This is a genomic window from Companilactobacillus paralimentarius, from assembly GCF_963227125.1.
GTDB lineage: Bacteria > Bacillota > Bacilli > Lactobacillales > Lactobacillaceae > Companilactobacillus > Companilactobacillus paralimentarius.
On the sequence record NZ_OY724131.1, the window covers coordinates 1,289,641 to 1,304,771 of the forward strand.

Below are 15,131 nucleotides of genomic sequence, written 5' to 3' on the forward strand. Positions count from 1 at the left end.
TATTTAAATTGTGTGCAATTTAACAATCTAACCAATTGTAGGAGTAAGTCTTTGAGCATATTTGTAGATTTAATATTTCTGATGTTTATACTGTAACTTGTAGTAATAGAGAAGGAGTGTTTTTATGGCAGAGTATAAAAAAAATCTAGAGGGTTTATCTGGTGAAGAGTTAGATGTAACTCAAAATGCAGCGACAGAACGTCCATTTAGTGGAAAATATGATGACTTTTATCAAAAAGGTATCTATGTTGATATTGCAAGTGGAGAGCCTCTATTTTCATCAGCTAAAAAGTATGATGCTGGTTGTGGCTGGCCTTCATTTAGTGAACCAATTGCTAAGTTAAAGGAAAAACGCGACACAAGATTAAGCAGGGAAAGAACTGAAGTAAGAAGTGAAGATGCTGATTCTCATTTAGGCCATGTGTTCACTGATGGTCCACAAGAATTAGGTGGATTGAGATACTGTATTAATTCAGCAGCCTTAAAATTTATTCCGTATGAAAAAATGGATGAAAAAGGATATTCAGATTATAAGAAATATGTCGACGAAGGAGATGCAGAATAATGAAAGAAGAAACCGCAATTTTTGCAGGAGGCTGTTTCTGGTGTATGGTTAGTCCTTTTGACCAACAACCTGGTATCATTTCTGTTATTTCTGGTTATACTGGCGGACATGTTGTTAATCCAACTTATGAACAAGTATGTACTGGTACCACAGGTCATACCGAAGCCGTTAAGATAACTTATGATGCCGATGTTATTTCTTATCAACAATTAGTTGAAACTTACTGGCAAGTTGCTGATCCAACTGATGCTATGGGACAATTTCAGGATCGTGGCGATAACTACCGCCCAGTAATTTATTATGCTAATGAGGAACAAAAGGCTATTGCTGAAAAGTCTAAAGAAGATTTAGCTAAATCTGGAGAATTTGATGATCCCATCGTGACTCAAATTCTTCCCGCTGAACCATTTTATGACGCTGAGGACTACCACCAAGACTTTTATAAGAAAAATCCTCTAAGATACGAACTTGAAGAAAGTGGCGGTCGTGGGGAATTTATTAAAAAACATCGGAAATAATCTAAAAGTTTGATCATTTGTGCTAATATGTTTAGGTAACTTAAGACAATTAGGAGAACTTTTAGTATGGGTGAATTAGATAAGTTGATCGAAAGACATCAATACTTATCCAAAGTTTCAGTAGCATTTTTATATTCAATTGCTGTATCAGTTGCGGTTAACATGTTTTGGACACCGGGTGGAATTTATGGTTCTGGTGTAACTGGTGCTGCTCAGTTGATTTCAACAATTTCACATCGATGGCTGCCATTTAATTTATCGACAGCGGTAATGTATTTTGCATTGAATGCGCCATTATTCGTGTTATCTTGGCGAAAGATTGATCACAAGTTTACTGTCTTTACGGTGATTGCGGTAGCTTTAGCCAGTACGATGATGCATTTGTTGCCACCAATCAAAATTACTGCCGATCCATTGGTGTGTGCAATTTTTGGTGCTGTAGCTAATGGATTTGGTACGGGGATGGCATTAAGAAATGGTATTTCAACTGGTGGAATTGATATTTTGGGAATTATTCTACGTAAGAAGACTGGTAAAAGTGTAGGAACGATAAATATTATGTTTAATATCTTTATCGTTGCCTGTGCTGGTTTCTTGTTTGGTTGGGTACATGCTTTATATAGTGCGGTCAGTATTTTTATTAACGGACAAGTTATCGACATGATCTATAACAAAGATCAGAAACTTCAAGTTATGATTGTTACTTCCAAACCTAAGAATGTTATTACGCAAATTCAAAATGAAATGAGACGTGGTATTACGATTGTGCATGATGCCGAGGGTGCTTATAAACATGAAGAGAAAACGATTCTGTTTACGGTTATCTCACGTGCTGAGTTACATGATTTAGAGACCGCGATGATTAATTCAGACCCACATGCGTTTGTCAGTGTCACAGATACTGTCAAAGTCATGGGACGATTTTATCAGGCTCATATATATTAAAAAAAGGACAAAACCGTTTGGTTTTGTCCTTTTTTGTCGAAATCACTTGCTCTGTGTTTAACGATATATCTTAAGAATAATACTTTATTTTGTTGTTAATATCATAATGTCAATTGATTTTAGTAGTAAAAATGATTTTTTACTTACTATTTTAATTTAAAAAAAGATTAATTAAGAATAAATATTTTTTAATTAAATAACATTGCCACAACTATCCTTGATATATCAATATGCAATCTAGCTTCATTTTATGGCCAATTTTCTATATAAGGATGGAATTTATAAAATATTTGCCACTTATTGAATATCATAATTTTTTTTATAAAAGAGATAATTGATAATTCGTTATGTTGTATACTTCTGATGACGAAAGGGTTGATATTTGTATGTTTTATTTTGGGAAGAAAATAAACATTTATAAATGTAATTATCGATTATTTTTTGTGTTAATTAATGTTTTTTTAATGGCGGCATATTTTTCTTATAATAACCAAACGGTCAAAGCAGATACTACAATTGGCATTCAGAAAATGTTGACAATAAATAATGATTTGACGGCCAACAAAAGTACGACTTCTTTATTATTAACACCATTAACGGATGCTATTGTTAGCAGTGGTAAAGATGGTACTTGTACGTGGGATATTGATAGTGATGGTAAATTAACGATTCATACTGGGGTTTTAACAACTGATCAAGGAAGCTGGATTTCATATGCTAGTTCAATTACTAGTGTCTATGTTGATAAAGGAGTCAGCATTTTAGGCACGGGTAAAGATTATGGACCTTTTTCGGGATTGACTAATGCTAAAACTATTGACGTTACAAATTTGGATGTTTCTAACGCAGCTGCCTTAAAAGCATTTTTTAGAAATGACTCTAATCTAATTCAAATCATTGGTTTAAATACTTGGAATACTTCAAAATGTACAGATATGAGCTATTTATTTTTAGGTGATAATTCGCTGACTAGCATGGATATATCTAAATTTGATACCTCTAATGTAACAAATTTAAATTATACTTTTTCTGGTGTTGATTTCACAAAGAGTGATCCCAATGAGATTAAAAATTGGAATGTTTCAAAAGTGGATACAATGAGTTATTTGTTTAACAAGACAATTTTTGATTCATTAGATTTAAGCAATTGGAATATTTCCAGTGTGACCAAAATGAATGGTATGTTTTCAGGTGATAGTAACATCGATAAAGTGAAGAATATTGCTGATTGGGATACATCAAAAGTAACTAGTATGTTTAGTAACACTAAAGAGACTGATTTATCTTTTCTTGAAAATTGGGATGTTTCTAATGTTAAAGATATGAGTTATATGTTTTCAGGAAATTCTAATTTAATGGGACTGGATATTTCTAAATGGAAAACAACTAGCCTTTCCAATGCAGGGTATATGTTTTATAACTCTCGTTTATTAAATGAAGATAATTTAAAAGGGTATCAATCGTTGGTAACCAATAAGGTTACAAATATGGCAGGAATGTTTGGCTTTACGAATTTTAAAACTATTGATTTGTCTAAGTATGATACATCTAATGTTAAGTCAATGGATTATCTTTTTATCAGTGCGAGTAATTTAAAGAAGATAATTGGGAATTTTGATACTAGTTCGGTGACCAGTATGAATTATATGTTCAAAGGGACAAATCTTAGTGATACTGATGAGTTTAATATTGCTGACTGGGATACTTCCAAAGTAACATCAATGGACAATATGTTCAGTGACGCCAAAATACCTGATATTGATTTTTTAAAAAATTGGAATACTAATTCATTGACCAGTATGAACTCGATGTTTTCAGGATTTAGTGGTACAACAACGATTCCTTTGCAAAATTGGAATGTTTCAGAAGTTACAAATTTTTCCAAAACCTTTTATGGCGCAAAAACGTTAACTTATTTGCCGATAGAAAATTGGGATACATCTAATGCAAAGAATTTTAATTCTATGTTTGGTTCGATGACCAGTTTGGAAACGTTGGATCTTTCAAACTTTGATACTACTAAGGCAACCGTAGCTACCGATATTGCCTCAACTAATGAAACTGAAAATAGTAATGTTGATAACATTTTTACTAATGATACTTCCCTTTGGAAAATAGAATTAGGTCCAAAAGTGGTATTACGAACATCATCAGGAATCGCTGCACCTGTTTCAGGAACGATCATTCCAGGTACCTCTTATAAAGCAGATAGTGATAGATGGCAAGAGGTCGATAATGCAAATGGAGGAACTGATCATGTACCGGTTGGTGATTTGATAACTAATGAGGCAATTATGAAGAAATTCTCTTCACCAGGAAGTTCTACCGTAACTTATGTTTGGCAACAACAACCTAAAACTGACGTATCTTTGGAGGTGCCCGACATAGAGTTTGGAAGCGTTTCAAGCTATTCAGGTTTGGTCCTTCGAAAAACGAATGAGTTTTCTATAGAGATCACGAATAGTAATTATCCAGAGGAAGCTATGCAATCGTCTTTATCAGTTTCAATGGAAAGGCCTCTGACAGATATTTCTGATAATACAAAGACTTTAAATAATGTACTGATCTTTAAGGGTAATGATAATGATAATATTCTTTCATCAGAACCAACCGAAGTTTATGATGGAAAAATTGGTGTAGGAACGAATGATTTGAAATGGGATAGGTATCATGGCGTTTTACTAAATATGAATAATGATAAGTATGCACCGAATGGTAATTATTCGACAATCTTAGATTGGACCCTTACGAGTAGTATTTAGAATTTTTGTCAGTAATTAAGTATTTTTGATTCCTTAGCTTAAAGTAGATGTTCTATTTCGTTGAATCTGACTAATAATGTCCTCAACTGAAACATTTTTAATATTATTATCTTTTATGCCTAGTATACATAGTATAAAATTGATATTGATTTTATTCCAATATCAAAAGAGTATAGAATCTAATTTATTTAATTTGTTAAAGGGAGAGGAATTTAAATGATAATTGGTTCACATGTTGCTATGAAGGCACCTAAAATGCTAGCGGGTTCAGCTAGAGAAGCACATAGTTATGGTGCTAATGCAATGATGATTTTTACGGGCGCACCGCAGAATACACGTCGTAAAGATGTTTCAGAAATGAATATTCCAGAAGGTCAGCGCTTATTGAAGCTTTATGGAATTGATCACATCATTGGTCACGCACCATATATCATTAACTTGGGTAATACAGTAAAACCGGAAAATCTTAAATTTGGTATTTCTTTTATGCATGATGAAATAAAACGTGCCGATGCATTAGGAATTGAGGCATTGAGCTTTCATCCAGGAGCACATTTGAAGCAAGGTCCAGATGTTGCGCTCAAACAAATTGGACAAGCGTTGAATGAGGCAATTGACCCTAATCAAAAAGTTTCCATAGCAATTGAAACAATGGCTGGTAAAGGTACAGAAGTCGGGACAAGCTTTGAACAATTAGCTGAAATTTTTGATAATTGTGCTAATAATGATAAGCTGTCAGTAACAATGGATACTTGTCATATGAGTGATGCAGGATACGACATTAAAAATGATTTTGATGGTGTTTTGAATGAATTCGACCATATTATCGGTTTAGACAAGTTATCAGTGATTCATTTAAACGATTCTAAAAATGAGCCGGGCTCGCATAAGGATCGTCATGAGGATATTGGTTTCGGCACAATTGGTTTTGATGCTTTGAATTATGTGGCTCATCATCCACAACTGGAGAGCGTTCCTAAAATCATGGAAACACCTTATGTTAAAAAAGATGAGAATGACAAAAAGGGAATCGCACCTTTCAAACCAGAAATCGAAATGCTTCGTGCGGGTAAGTTTGATCCAGAAATGAAAGAAAAATTAATTCAAAATAATTAAAAAGCTAACTCATTTGAGTTAGCTCTTCTTATACCCATTGAAATTTAATTGTTCCATGATAATAGCTGCTGTTTCCTCAATCGAACGATCGGCTACGTTAATTACAGGACAGTTCAATTTTTCATAGATTTTATTTGAGTAGTCTAATTCTTTTTGAATTTCATCTTCTTCAGAATAAGTGGTGTTGGCATCCAATCCATAAGCAATCATTCTTTGACGGCGAATTTTTTGCAAAACATTCATATCATTAGTTAATCCAACTATCTTGTGGGGATCAACGGCCCATAGTTCGTCTGGAATGGCTAATGAGGGACCAATTGGTAAATTAGCTACCTTGATGTTTTTATTGGCGAGATAGAGCGATAGAGGCGTTTTAGAAGTTCTGGAGATACCCAGGAGAACTAAATCGGCTTCTAAGAAGCCTTTAGGATTTTGACCATCGTCATTAGTTACAGTGAATTCCATGGCAGAAATCATGTCGAAGTAATTTTTATCTAATTCATGTAGAAGTCCTTTTTTGCGTAAAGGCTTTTGATGTGTCATTTGTGAAAATGTACCGATGATTGGATTTAAAATATCGTAATAAACTAGATGATTGTCCTGACAAAATTCATTGATCACATTACAAATTTCGGTTGAAACAATCGTATGTAAAATGACTCCTTGCTTCTCTTTTGCCAAATTTAGGATGTTTTCTAGCTGTGAATTGTTTTTTACGAATGGATATTTTGTATAAGTTGTATCCATATCTGGAAACTGTGCAAAAGCCGCTTTGGCAACGCGCAGAGCGGTTTCACCGACACCGTCGGATAGAACAAAGACATTTAATTTCTCTTTCATAATAAATTCCTCCAAAAAAATTTAAAAAAATATTTGAACATTAACTTCTTTTTGTTATAATAACATATGAACTGCAAGAGCAATAGACAGTTACGTTAGAATGCGGAAGGAGGGATTATCATATGGCAAAAACCGTCGTTCGTGAAAACGAGTCGCTTGATGATGCTCTTCGTCGATTCAAACGTTCTGTTTCAAAGAGTGGTACACTTCAAGAATATAGAAAACGTGAGTTTTACGAAAAGCCAAGTGTCAAGAGAAAGTTAAAGTCAGAGGCTGCTCGCAAGCGCAACAAGAAACGTCGTTAATAGTTTCTTTTAAGGTTAAGACAATTTAAATTGTTTTAACCTTTTTTTTGTCAAAAAAATTCAGCTTTGTGATATCATTCAAGGTAAGATGGAGGTTTGTTTTTATTGACAGAAAAAGTTGAACAAAGTAAAGAAAGCATTCAAATCAAAAATCCTCAAAACGCAATCAGTCTTTTTGGTGTAAATGATAGTAACTTGCATTTAATTGAAGAAGGGTTAAGTGTAGAAATTCATGCATTTGGCGATCGTTTAGACGTTACGGGTGCAGAGGACAATGTTAAGCACGCCGTAAATCTTCTAAATAAATTCATGGAATTAGTCAACAGTGGTGTAACTCTGGGATCAGCCGATATTGTAAGTGGACTAAAGATGGATGAACGTGGTACATTGGATTATTTTGGTGACTTATATAAAGACGAGTTGATCAAAGATTTCAGTGGTAAACCGGTTCGTGTACGTAATTTTGGCCAGAGACAATATGTTAATGCCATTAATCATAATGATATTACTTTCGGTATTGGACCTGCTGGTACTGGTAAAACTTATTTAGCCGTTGTTATGGCTGTAGCGGCCTTGAAACAAGGCAAGGTTCAGAGAATCATCCTTACTAGACCGGCTGTTGAGGCTGGAGAGAGCTTAGGATTTTTGCCAGGTGATCTTAAAGAAAAAGTCGATCCGTACATGAGACCTATCTATGATGCTCTGTATGCGATCCTAGGATCTGATCACACTAGCCGCTTACTTGAAAGAGGTGTGATTGAGGTTGCACCTTTAGCTTATATGAGAGGCCGTACGCTGGATGAGTCATTTGTTATCCTAGATGAAGCTCAGAATACTACTAGAGAGCAAATGAAGATGTTCTTAACACGTTTGGGTTTTGATTCTAAAATGATTGTTAATGGTGATATTTCTCAGATTGATTTGCCAGGTCACACTCGTAGTGGTTTGATTCAAGCACAATCAGTTTTGAAAAATTTACCACACATTGAATTTGTTAACTTCACTTCAGCCGATGTTGTTAGACATCCGGTGGTTGCTGAAATTATTGACGCTTATGAGGATTCGGATAAAAAAGAAAAATAATATTGGGGAATTATTATGGACTTAGAAATTTTTAATGATGATAATTTGATCGACAAAAATAGAGAAAATTGGGTGAAAGATATTGTTCAATTTACTTTTAATCAATTGGAATTAAAGGAAAATACACAACTATCGATTCATTTTGTAACTAAAGATGGTATTCATGATATTAATAAAGAATATCGTAATGTTGATCGTGCGACTGATGTTATTAGTTTTGCCATTAATGATGGTGAGGATTCACTAGATTATCTAGAGAATCAAATTCCCGATTTACCAGTTGATTTAGGTGATTTGTTTATTAGTACTGAAATTGTAGCAGAGCATGCTAAAGACTATGAACATTCATTTGATCGAGAACTAGGCTATACAATCGTGCATGGAATTCTTCACTTGAATGGTTATGACCATATCAAGAAAGAAGACGAGAAAGTCATGATTGGTTTACAAGAAAAGATTTTGGGCGCTTATGGTTTAGAAAAATAAAAATTGAAAGAGTGGATAATTGTACTTTGATTATCTGCTCTTATTTTATTTGGCAAATTACAAGTTTAATCCGAACAAGCCCGGAATCTTTCAATGGCAGTCTGTTGATGATGTATTTTTAATGGTCGTTGATTAATTAGTTCAAGTGCTGCTAGGATCTCATCAGTCGTTACTTGGCTAAAATTGGTCTTTTTCGGGAAGAACCAGCGTAACCGTCTATTAAAATATTCATTGGAACCTCGCTCCCATGGTGAATATGGATGGCAAAAATAAACTTTGATCTGATAATCCTGTTCTAAGGCCTGATAATTGGCAAACTCTTTACCATGATCAACAGTAATGGATTTTACTTGGGGACCGAAGGCCCCCATAAACTTGCCAAAGGCGGTGTTTAGAGCCTTAGCCGTTCTATTAGGGGCTTTGATGGCCCATAGAAGTCGGGTCTTACGTTCTACGAATGTAACCAGACATGATCGTGACTCACCTCGACTAGAAAGCACCGTATCTACTTCCCAATGACCAAAAGCTAACCGTTGATTAACAGTTGTTGGCCGTTGTTCGATGGAAGTCCCACTTGTAAATTTCCCACGATTTTCGCTCACTCGGTGCTGGCGGACATTCCGATTGGGTAGATCAGTCAATTTGAAGGGGAGCCAGCCACGATTAAGCCAATTATAAATTGACGCAGTGCTCAAGTTATAAGCGGCCGCAATGGTTTCTGGTGACCAGGTTAATCGTAAGTGATTGGTAATTAAAGTCGCTAATGCTGCCGTCAGCATCGAACGACGACCGCAATTCCGCCTTTTGCGATCTGCATCTTGCTGAGCTAATTCTGGATCATAAGGTTTAACCCGGTCCAACTCATAGCTAATCGTAGCTTTGGTGACGCCTAAGGCGTCAGCCATTACTTGGTAAGATTTATTCCCCTCATTGACCAGTTGTGCTAGTGCGCCACGTTGAAAACGTGATAAAGTAGATGTACCCAAAGTAATCACTCCCTATATTGGTTGGAATTAGCTACTACCATTGTAAGTGATTGCTTTGGGCTTTTTAATTTCTGTTCGGATTAATTATAGAATTTGCCATTTTGAAAAATAAGTGAGCTTTTACTTTTTAGTTTGCGTAATCTCTTGTATTATAAACATAGTAGAAATACAAAAAGGAGACTGAAACTAGTGGAAATTAACGAACAAGAGCTATTTGATATTGCTGATAGGACTATGCAAAATGCTTACACTCCTTATTCTCATTACCAGGTTGGCGCAGCTATTCTTTGTGATGATGACAAAGTCTATTCTGGTGTTAACGTCGAAAATGCATCATTTGGTCTAACTAATTGTGCTGAAAGAACAGCTATCTTTAAAGCTGTTTCGGAAGGCGCTAAAAAAGTTAAGGCAATCGTAATCACTAACGGGACTGAGGAAATGTCAAAACCTTGTGGAGCTTGTCGTCAAGTAATGAGTGAATTTATGGGACCAGATGATATTGTCTTTTTAGCTAATAATCGTAATGACTATAAGAAATATACTTTCAAAGAAATTTTGCCACTAGCATTCAGTGATGAGGATATGAATTAATATGGATAATAAAAATTATAAATCAGGTTTTGTAGCAATTATTGGACGTCCTAATGTTGGTAAATCAACATTTATGAATCGTATTATTAAAGAACAAATTGCTATTACATCACCTAAAGCACAAACAACGCGTAACAAGATTCAAGGAATTTTTACTGATGATGAACGTCAGATTATTTTCTTGGATACACCGGGAATCCACAAACCACATAATGATTTGGATCAATACATGGATAAGGCTGCCATTTCTGCTCTTAAGGAAGTTGATGCTGTACAATTCATGACAGAAGCTGGAGAAAAAGCTGGCCCTGGGGACAAATTTATCATTGAAGAATTGAAGAAAGTTAAGGCACCAGTTTTCTTGATTCTAAACAAGATTGATTTGATCAATCCTGATGAAATGATGCCACAAATTGACGAATACAAAGATTTGATGGATTTTGCTGAAGTTATTCCAATTTCTGCAACTAATGGTAACAACGTTGATGATTTGATCGACTCTTTGACGAAGGCTTTGCCAGTTGGACCACAATATTATGCTGATGACCAAATTACTGATCACCCAGAATACTTTATTGTCGGTGAATTGATTCGTGAAAAGATTTTGGAAGATACACGTGATGAAATTCCTCACTCAATTGCTGTTGTAGTTGAATCAATGAACCAACGTAGCGCTGCTGGTAAACTTCAAATTGAAGCTTATATTTATGTTGAACGTGATAGTCAAAAGCCTATTGTTATCGGACGTGGCGGTTCTATGTTGAAGAATATTGGTATTGGTTCACGTATTAAGATTGAACATCTGTTAGGTGAGAAGATTAATTTGAAGCTTTGGGTACGTGTTAAGAAAAATTGGCGTGATGATCCAGCCTTTTTAGCTAGTGCTGGCTATTCATTGAAGGACTTGAATAATTAATGCATCAAACGGCAACTAATTTCTTTGGAATTGTTGTACGACGTCAACGTTATAAAGAACGGGATGCTTTGGTCACAATTCTGACGAAAGAATATGGTTTTAGAACTTTTTTGGTTCGTAGTACGCAAAACTCTAAATCCAAGATATCAGGTTCAGTAATTACGTTTTCATATGGTGAATACTCAGGCGTAGTTCGTGATGATGGGCTGTCATACTTGAATTCGGCTAGTAATATCAAGCAATTTGATGAGATTGTACAAGACATTGAATTAAACGCTTATGCTACTTTTCTATTTGATCTGTATCATGAGGCTTTTATTGATGATCCGGTACCAGATAAATGGTATCGGGAGCTCTTTAAGGCCTTGTTGTACATTGATAATGGCTATGATGCACAGATCATTGTCAATATTATGCAGATGAAATTATTAGATGCCTTTGGAGTAAAGCCTAATATGGACGCTTGTGTAGTCGGTGGTGAAACTGAGGGGGTCTTCGATTTTTCGGTTCTTTTAGGCGGATTGATCTGCTCAAATCACTTCGATAATGATATCCATCGTTTGCATATTCCTAAAAGAATCATCTATTTTTTGCGTTTATTTAGCAAAATTAGTTTAGATCAAGTTGGTAAAATTGAAATTAAAGAAAATAATAAAGATTTGATTCAACATGCAATTGATGCGATTTATTTAGGAACGGTTGGATATTATCCTAAAAGTAAGACTTTTATCGATAAAATGAAGCGTTGGCGCTTTTAGCTAATTGACAATCTTTATGAAAATGGTTATATTTGTAATTGTGAAAACAGCGACAGGGGATGGTGGAAGCCCTGATTAAGATTTATGGCGTATAATTTTCATTTGAATATAAAAGAGCAGGACTTTGTCCTGAATTAGGGTGGAACCGCGAATAATCGTCCCTTGCAGAGAGTGCCTAAGTGTACACTGCAAGGGATTTTTTTTTGTTTTGCCTGAAGGGAGAAAACATGGTTAAGAAGTTAAATATACAAGATATGATTCTTACTCTTCAAAAATTTTGGGGTAGTAAGGGCTGCATGTTAATGCAAGCATATGATACAGAAAAAGGTGCCGGAACAATGAGTCCATACACATTCTTACGTGCAATTGGACCAGAACCATGGAATGCTGCTTACGTTGAACCATCAAGACGTCCAGCTGATGGTCGTTATGGTGAAAACCCTAACCGTTTGTACCAACATCATCAATTCCAAGTTGTTATGAAACCAGCTCCAGAAAACATTCAAGAATATTATTTGGATTCATTACGTGCCTTAGGTATTGAACCACTAGAACATGATATTCGTTTCGTTGAGGATAACTGGGAGAACCCATCAATGGGTTGTGCCGGTGTTGGTTGGGAAGTTTGGCTTGATGGTATGGAAGTTTCTCAATTTACATACTTCCAACAAGTCGGTGGACTTCAATGTCATCCAACAACTAGTGAAATCACTTACGGTGTTGAACGTCTAGCATCATACATTCAGGATGTAAACTCTGTTTATGATCTTGAATGGGGCGACGGTGTTTTGTATGGTGATATCTTTAAGGAACCTGAATACGAACATTCAAAATACTCATTTGAAGAAAGTAACCAAGATATGCTTTTCAAATTCTTCGATGAATATGAAAAAGAAGCTAATCGTTTGATGGATCTAGGTTTAGTTCACCCAGCTTACGATTACATCTTGAAATGTTCACATACATTTAACTTGTTAGATGCTCGTGGTGCTGTTTCTGTTACTGAACGTGCTGCTTTCTTATCACGTATTAGAAAAATGGCACATAAGGTTGCTAAGGCCTTTGTTGAGGAAAGAAAGAAACGTGGCTTCCCACTTCTAGCAAACAGTCAAGCAAAGGAGAATGAAAATGGCTAAAAATTACTTATTAGAAATTGGATTGGAAGAAATGCCAGCCCATGTTGTAACTAAGAGTGTTAATCAATTTGCTCAAAGGGCAGAGAAATTCCTTAAAGAAAATCGTATTTCTTTTGATTCAATTGAAAAATTTTCTACTCCTAGAAGATTAACAATTCTTGTTAAAGGTATTGCTGATAAACAAACTGATATTGATGTCAAAGCTAAAGGTCCATCTAAAAAGATTGCTCAAGATGCTGATGGCAATTGGACAAAGGCTGCACAAGGATTTGCACGTGGACAAGGCATGACACCAGATGACATTTTCTTTGAAGAACTAAAGGGTGTTGAATATGCTTATATTCAAAAGCATGAAGATGGTCAAAAAGTTGAAGATGTATTGAGCCATATGGATGAAGTCATTAAAGCTATCACATTCCCTACAAGAATGCGTTGGGGTTCATATGATTTCGAATATATTCGTCCAATTCATTGGTTGGTATCTCTACTTGATACTGAAGAAGTACCAGTCAAGATTCTTGATATTACTTCTGGACGTATGACTCGTGGACACAGATTCCTAGGTGAAGATGTTGAAATTGATGACGCTAAGAACTATGTTGAAAAATTGAGATCACAATTTGTTATCGTTGATGCTAAAGAACGTAAACAAATTATTTCTGATCAAATTAGTAAAATTGCTACAGACAATAAGTGGGATATTGATGTTGATGCCGACTTGTTGGAAGAAGTTAACAATCTAGTTGAATTCCCAACAACTTTCTATGGTTCATTTGATAAGAAGTACTTGGAAATCCCTGAGGAAGTCCTAATCACTTCAATGAAGGATAATCAAAGATACTTCTATGTACGTGATCAAAGTGGGAAGTTAGCTCCTTACTTTATCGGTGTTAGAAATGGTAATACAGAACATATCGAAAATGTTATTCGTGGTAATGAAAAAGTTCTTGTTGCTCGTCTAGAAGATGCTGATTTCTTCTTTAAAGAAGACCAAAAGAAGACAATTGCTGATTATGTTGAAAAACTTAAATCAGTTAACTTCCATGTTAAAATCGGTACAATGTATGAAAAAATGGCTCGGGTTCACCAAATTGCTGAACATTTGGCCAAATTATTCAAATTAGATGAAACTGAAACTAAAGATTTATTACGTGCCAGTGATATTTATAAGTTTGATCTTGTAACAAGCATGGTTGATGAATTCCCAGAACTACAAGGTGTCATGGGTGAAAAGTATGCTGAAATTATGGGTGAAACAGAAGCTGTTGCTCATGCTGTTCGTGAACACTACATGCCAATTTCTGCTGAAGGTGAAGTACCTGCAAGTAAAGTTGGGGCAGCTCTAGCTATTGCTGATAAATTAGACTCATTAGTTACTTTCTATGCAGTTGATTTGATTCCTAGTGGTTCAAATGATCCATATGCATTGCGTCGTCAAGCTTATGGTATTGTCAGAATTCTTAATCAATATCAATGGTCATTGAATTTAAATGATCTTCAAGATTACTTGAAGGCTAACTTAACAGTTCCTGCTAAATTAGATTTAAGTAAACATGAAAAAGACATTGATGACTTCATGATTGACCGCGTACGTCAATTATTGAAACAACAAGATATCCGTGTGGATATTATTGATGCTGTTGCTGGTGGTTCAAATGTTGATCCAATCGCTATGATTGATGTTGCTAAAGTACTACAAAATCATATTGCTGATGATGACTTTAAAGTTATCATGGAAGCATTAGGTAGAATTGTTAACCTATCTAAGAAGGCTAAGTTTGGCTATTCAGACGATTTGACAGTTGACGATTCATTATTTGAAAATCCATCAGAAGCTAAGTTGAAGGAACAAGTAGCTAAAATTAGTGATGATAATGCTGAAGATCTATTCAAACAATTGGCAGCACTACGTCCAACAATTGATTCATACTTCGATGAGAATATGATTATGGCTAAAGATGAAAAGGTTAAGAATAACCGTTTAACACAATTAGTTATTGCTAATAACTTGATTGCTAAACTTGGTGATCTTTCTAAAATTGTTACGAAATAGTTTTATATAAAAAGATAAAGAGGCTGTGACATAAGTCTCAAAAAATAAAAGCTGATGAATGAGATTCTTAT

15 protein-coding genes are annotated in these 15,131 nt (G+C 35.1%); 13 read left to right on the forward strand and 2 right to left on the reverse strand.

Features of this window, described 5'->3' with window-relative positions:
• The first annotated feature begins 124 nt into the window (after positions 1–124).
• From msrB to ACI6PB_RS06245, 5 genes are all read left to right on the forward strand, one after another.
• Entirely contained in the window at positions 125–565 is a 441-nt protein-coding gene (gene msrB / locus ACI6PB_RS06225; protein ID WP_309510951.1) for a peptide-methionine (R)-S-oxide reductase MsrB, read from the forward strand.
• On the forward strand, positions 565–1,083 hold the full coding sequence (gene msrA / locus ACI6PB_RS06230) for a peptide-methionine (S)-S-oxide reductase MsrA (protein ID WP_025086125.1): 519 nt from the start codon (positions 565–567) through the stop codon (positions 1,081–1,083). The genes msrB and msrA overlap by 1 nt, the downstream gene beginning before the upstream one ends.
• Before the next feature lie 66 nt (positions 1,084–1,149).
• Positions 1,150–2,028, forward strand: a complete 879-nt coding sequence (locus ACI6PB_RS06235) for a YitT family protein (RefSeq protein ID WP_025086126.1) — start codon at positions 1,150–1,152, stop codon at positions 2,026–2,028.
• A 464-nt stretch (positions 2,029–2,492) separates the two neighbouring features.
• Complete coding sequence (locus tag ACI6PB_RS06240) at positions 2,493–4,790, forward strand: BspA family leucine-rich repeat surface protein (RefSeq protein ID WP_404327944.1); 2,298 nt, start codon at positions 2,493–2,495, stop codon at positions 4,788–4,790.
• Positions 4,791–5,006: 216 nt separating this feature from the next.
• Positions 5,007–5,906: a deoxyribonuclease IV gene (locus ACI6PB_RS06245; protein ID WP_025085763.1), complete on the forward strand. Its 900-nt coding sequence runs from the start codon at positions 5,007–5,009 to the stop codon at positions 5,904–5,906.
• Positions 5,907–5,924: 18 nt separating this feature from the next.
• Here ACI6PB_RS06245 and ACI6PB_RS06250 read toward each other — a convergent pair whose 3' ends face one another.
• Positions 5,925–6,746, reverse strand: a complete 822-nt coding sequence (locus ACI6PB_RS06250; protein WP_025085762.1) for a pyruvate, water dikinase regulatory protein — start codon at positions 6,744–6,746, stop codon at positions 5,925–5,927.
• A 122-nt stretch (positions 6,747–6,868) separates the two neighbouring features.
• On the opposite strand from ACI6PB_RS06250, the gene rpsU reads away from it, so the two are divergent.
• The 3 genes from rpsU to ybeY all read left to right on the forward strand — a co-directional run bounded on the left by rpsU (position 6,869) and on the right by ybeY (position 8,620).
• Positions 6,869–7,051, forward strand: a complete 183-nt coding sequence (gene rpsU, locus ACI6PB_RS06255; RefSeq protein WP_010019742.1) for a 30S ribosomal protein S21 — start codon at positions 6,869–6,871, stop codon at positions 7,049–7,051.
• 105 nt (positions 7,052–7,156) lie between these two features.
• A complete protein-coding gene (locus ACI6PB_RS06260; protein ID WP_025085761.1) occupies positions 7,157–8,134 on the forward strand; it encodes a PhoH family protein in 978 nt (325 codons plus the stop codon).
• Positions 8,135–8,149: 15 nt separating this feature from the next.
• Positions 8,150–8,620: an rRNA maturation RNase YbeY gene (gene ybeY / locus ACI6PB_RS06265; protein ID WP_309510949.1), complete on the forward strand. Its 471-nt coding sequence runs from the start codon at positions 8,150–8,152 to the stop codon at positions 8,618–8,620.
• Between the two features lie 65 nt (positions 8,621–8,685).
• Here the strand turns inward: ybeY and ACI6PB_RS06270 are convergent, their stop codons facing one another.
• Entirely contained in the window at positions 8,686–9,606 is a 921-nt protein-coding gene (locus ACI6PB_RS06270) for an IS30-like element ISLsa1 family transposase (RefSeq protein ID WP_404327580.1), read from the reverse strand.
• Between the two features lie 132 nt (positions 9,607–9,738).
• Here ACI6PB_RS06270 and ACI6PB_RS06275 point away from each other — a divergent pair, with 132 nt between their 5' ends.
• The 5 genes from ACI6PB_RS06275 to glyS all read left to right on the forward strand — a co-directional run bounded on the left by ACI6PB_RS06275 (position 9,739) and on the right by glyS (position 15,060).
• The gene (locus tag ACI6PB_RS06275; RefSeq protein WP_373887535.1) at positions 9,739–10,197 is read left to right on the forward strand and encodes a cytidine deaminase; all 459 of its coding nucleotides are present in this window, start codon (positions 9,739–9,741) and stop codon (positions 10,195–10,197) included.
• A 1-nt stretch (position 10,198) separates the two neighbouring features.
• Positions 10,199–11,113 carry a GTPase Era gene (era, locus tag ACI6PB_RS06280; RefSeq protein ID WP_404327945.1) on the forward strand — a complete coding sequence of 305 codons (915 nt, stop codon included), beginning with the start codon at positions 10,199–10,201 and terminating at the stop codon, positions 11,111–11,113.
• The gene (gene recO, locus ACI6PB_RS06285; protein WP_025085758.1) at positions 11,113–11,871 is read left to right on the forward strand and encodes a DNA repair protein RecO; all 759 of its coding nucleotides are present in this window, start codon (positions 11,113–11,115) and stop codon (positions 11,869–11,871) included. The genes era and recO overlap by 1 nt, the downstream gene beginning before the upstream one ends.
• Positions 11,872–12,098: 227 nt before the next feature.
• The gene (gene glyQ / locus ACI6PB_RS06290) at positions 12,099–13,007 is read left to right on the forward strand and encodes a glycine--tRNA ligase subunit alpha (protein ID WP_404327946.1); all 909 of its coding nucleotides are present in this window, start codon (positions 12,099–12,101) and stop codon (positions 13,005–13,007) included.
• Positions 13,000–15,060 carry a glycine--tRNA ligase subunit beta gene (gene glyS / locus ACI6PB_RS06295; protein ID WP_404327947.1) on the forward strand — a complete coding sequence of 687 codons (2,061 nt, stop codon included), beginning with the start codon at positions 13,000–13,002 and terminating at the stop codon, positions 15,058–15,060. The genes glyQ and glyS overlap by 8 nt, the downstream gene beginning before the upstream one ends.
• The last annotated feature ends 71 nt before the right edge of the window (positions 15,061–15,131 follow it).

Coding starts and splice junctions, on each gene's coding strand:
- ACI6PB_RS06235 (WP_025086126.1), top strand. CDS start 1,150: ATGGGTGAATTAGATAAGTTGATCGAAAGACATCAATACTTATCCAAA.
- era (WP_404327945.1), top strand. CDS start 10,199: ATGGATAATAAAAATTATAAATCAGGTTTTGTAGCAATTATTGGACGT.
- ACI6PB_RS06240 (WP_404327944.1), top strand. CDS start 2,493: ATGGCGGCATATTTTTCTTATAATAACCAAACGGTCAAAGCAGATACT.
- rpsU (WP_010019742.1), top strand. CDS start 6,869: ATGGCAAAAACCGTCGTTCGTGAAAACGAGTCGCTTGATGATGCTCTT.
- glyS (WP_404327947.1), top strand. CDS start 13,000: ATGGCTAAAAATTACTTATTAGAAATTGGATTGGAAGAAATGCCAGCC.
- msrB (WP_309510951.1), top strand. CDS start 125: ATGGCAGAGTATAAAAAAAATCTAGAGGGTTTATCTGGTGAAGAGTTA.
- msrA (WP_025086125.1), top strand. CDS start 565: ATGAAAGAAGAAACCGCAATTTTTGCAGGAGGCTGTTTCTGGTGTATG.
- ACI6PB_RS06250 (WP_025085762.1), bottom strand. CDS start 6,746: ATGAAAGAGAAATTAAATGTCTTTGTTCTATCCGACGGTGTCGGTGAA.
- recO (WP_025085758.1), top strand. CDS start 11,113: ATGCATCAAACGGCAACTAATTTCTTTGGAATTGTTGTACGACGTCAA.
- ybeY (WP_309510949.1), top strand. CDS start 8,150: ATGGACTTAGAAATTTTTAATGATGATAATTTGATCGACAAAAATAGA.
- glyQ (WP_404327946.1), top strand. CDS start 12,099: ATGGTTAAGAAGTTAAATATACAAGATATGATTCTTACTCTTCAAAAA.
- ACI6PB_RS06245 (WP_025085763.1), top strand. CDS start 5,007: ATGATAATTGGTTCACATGTTGCTATGAAGGCACCTAAAATGCTAGCG.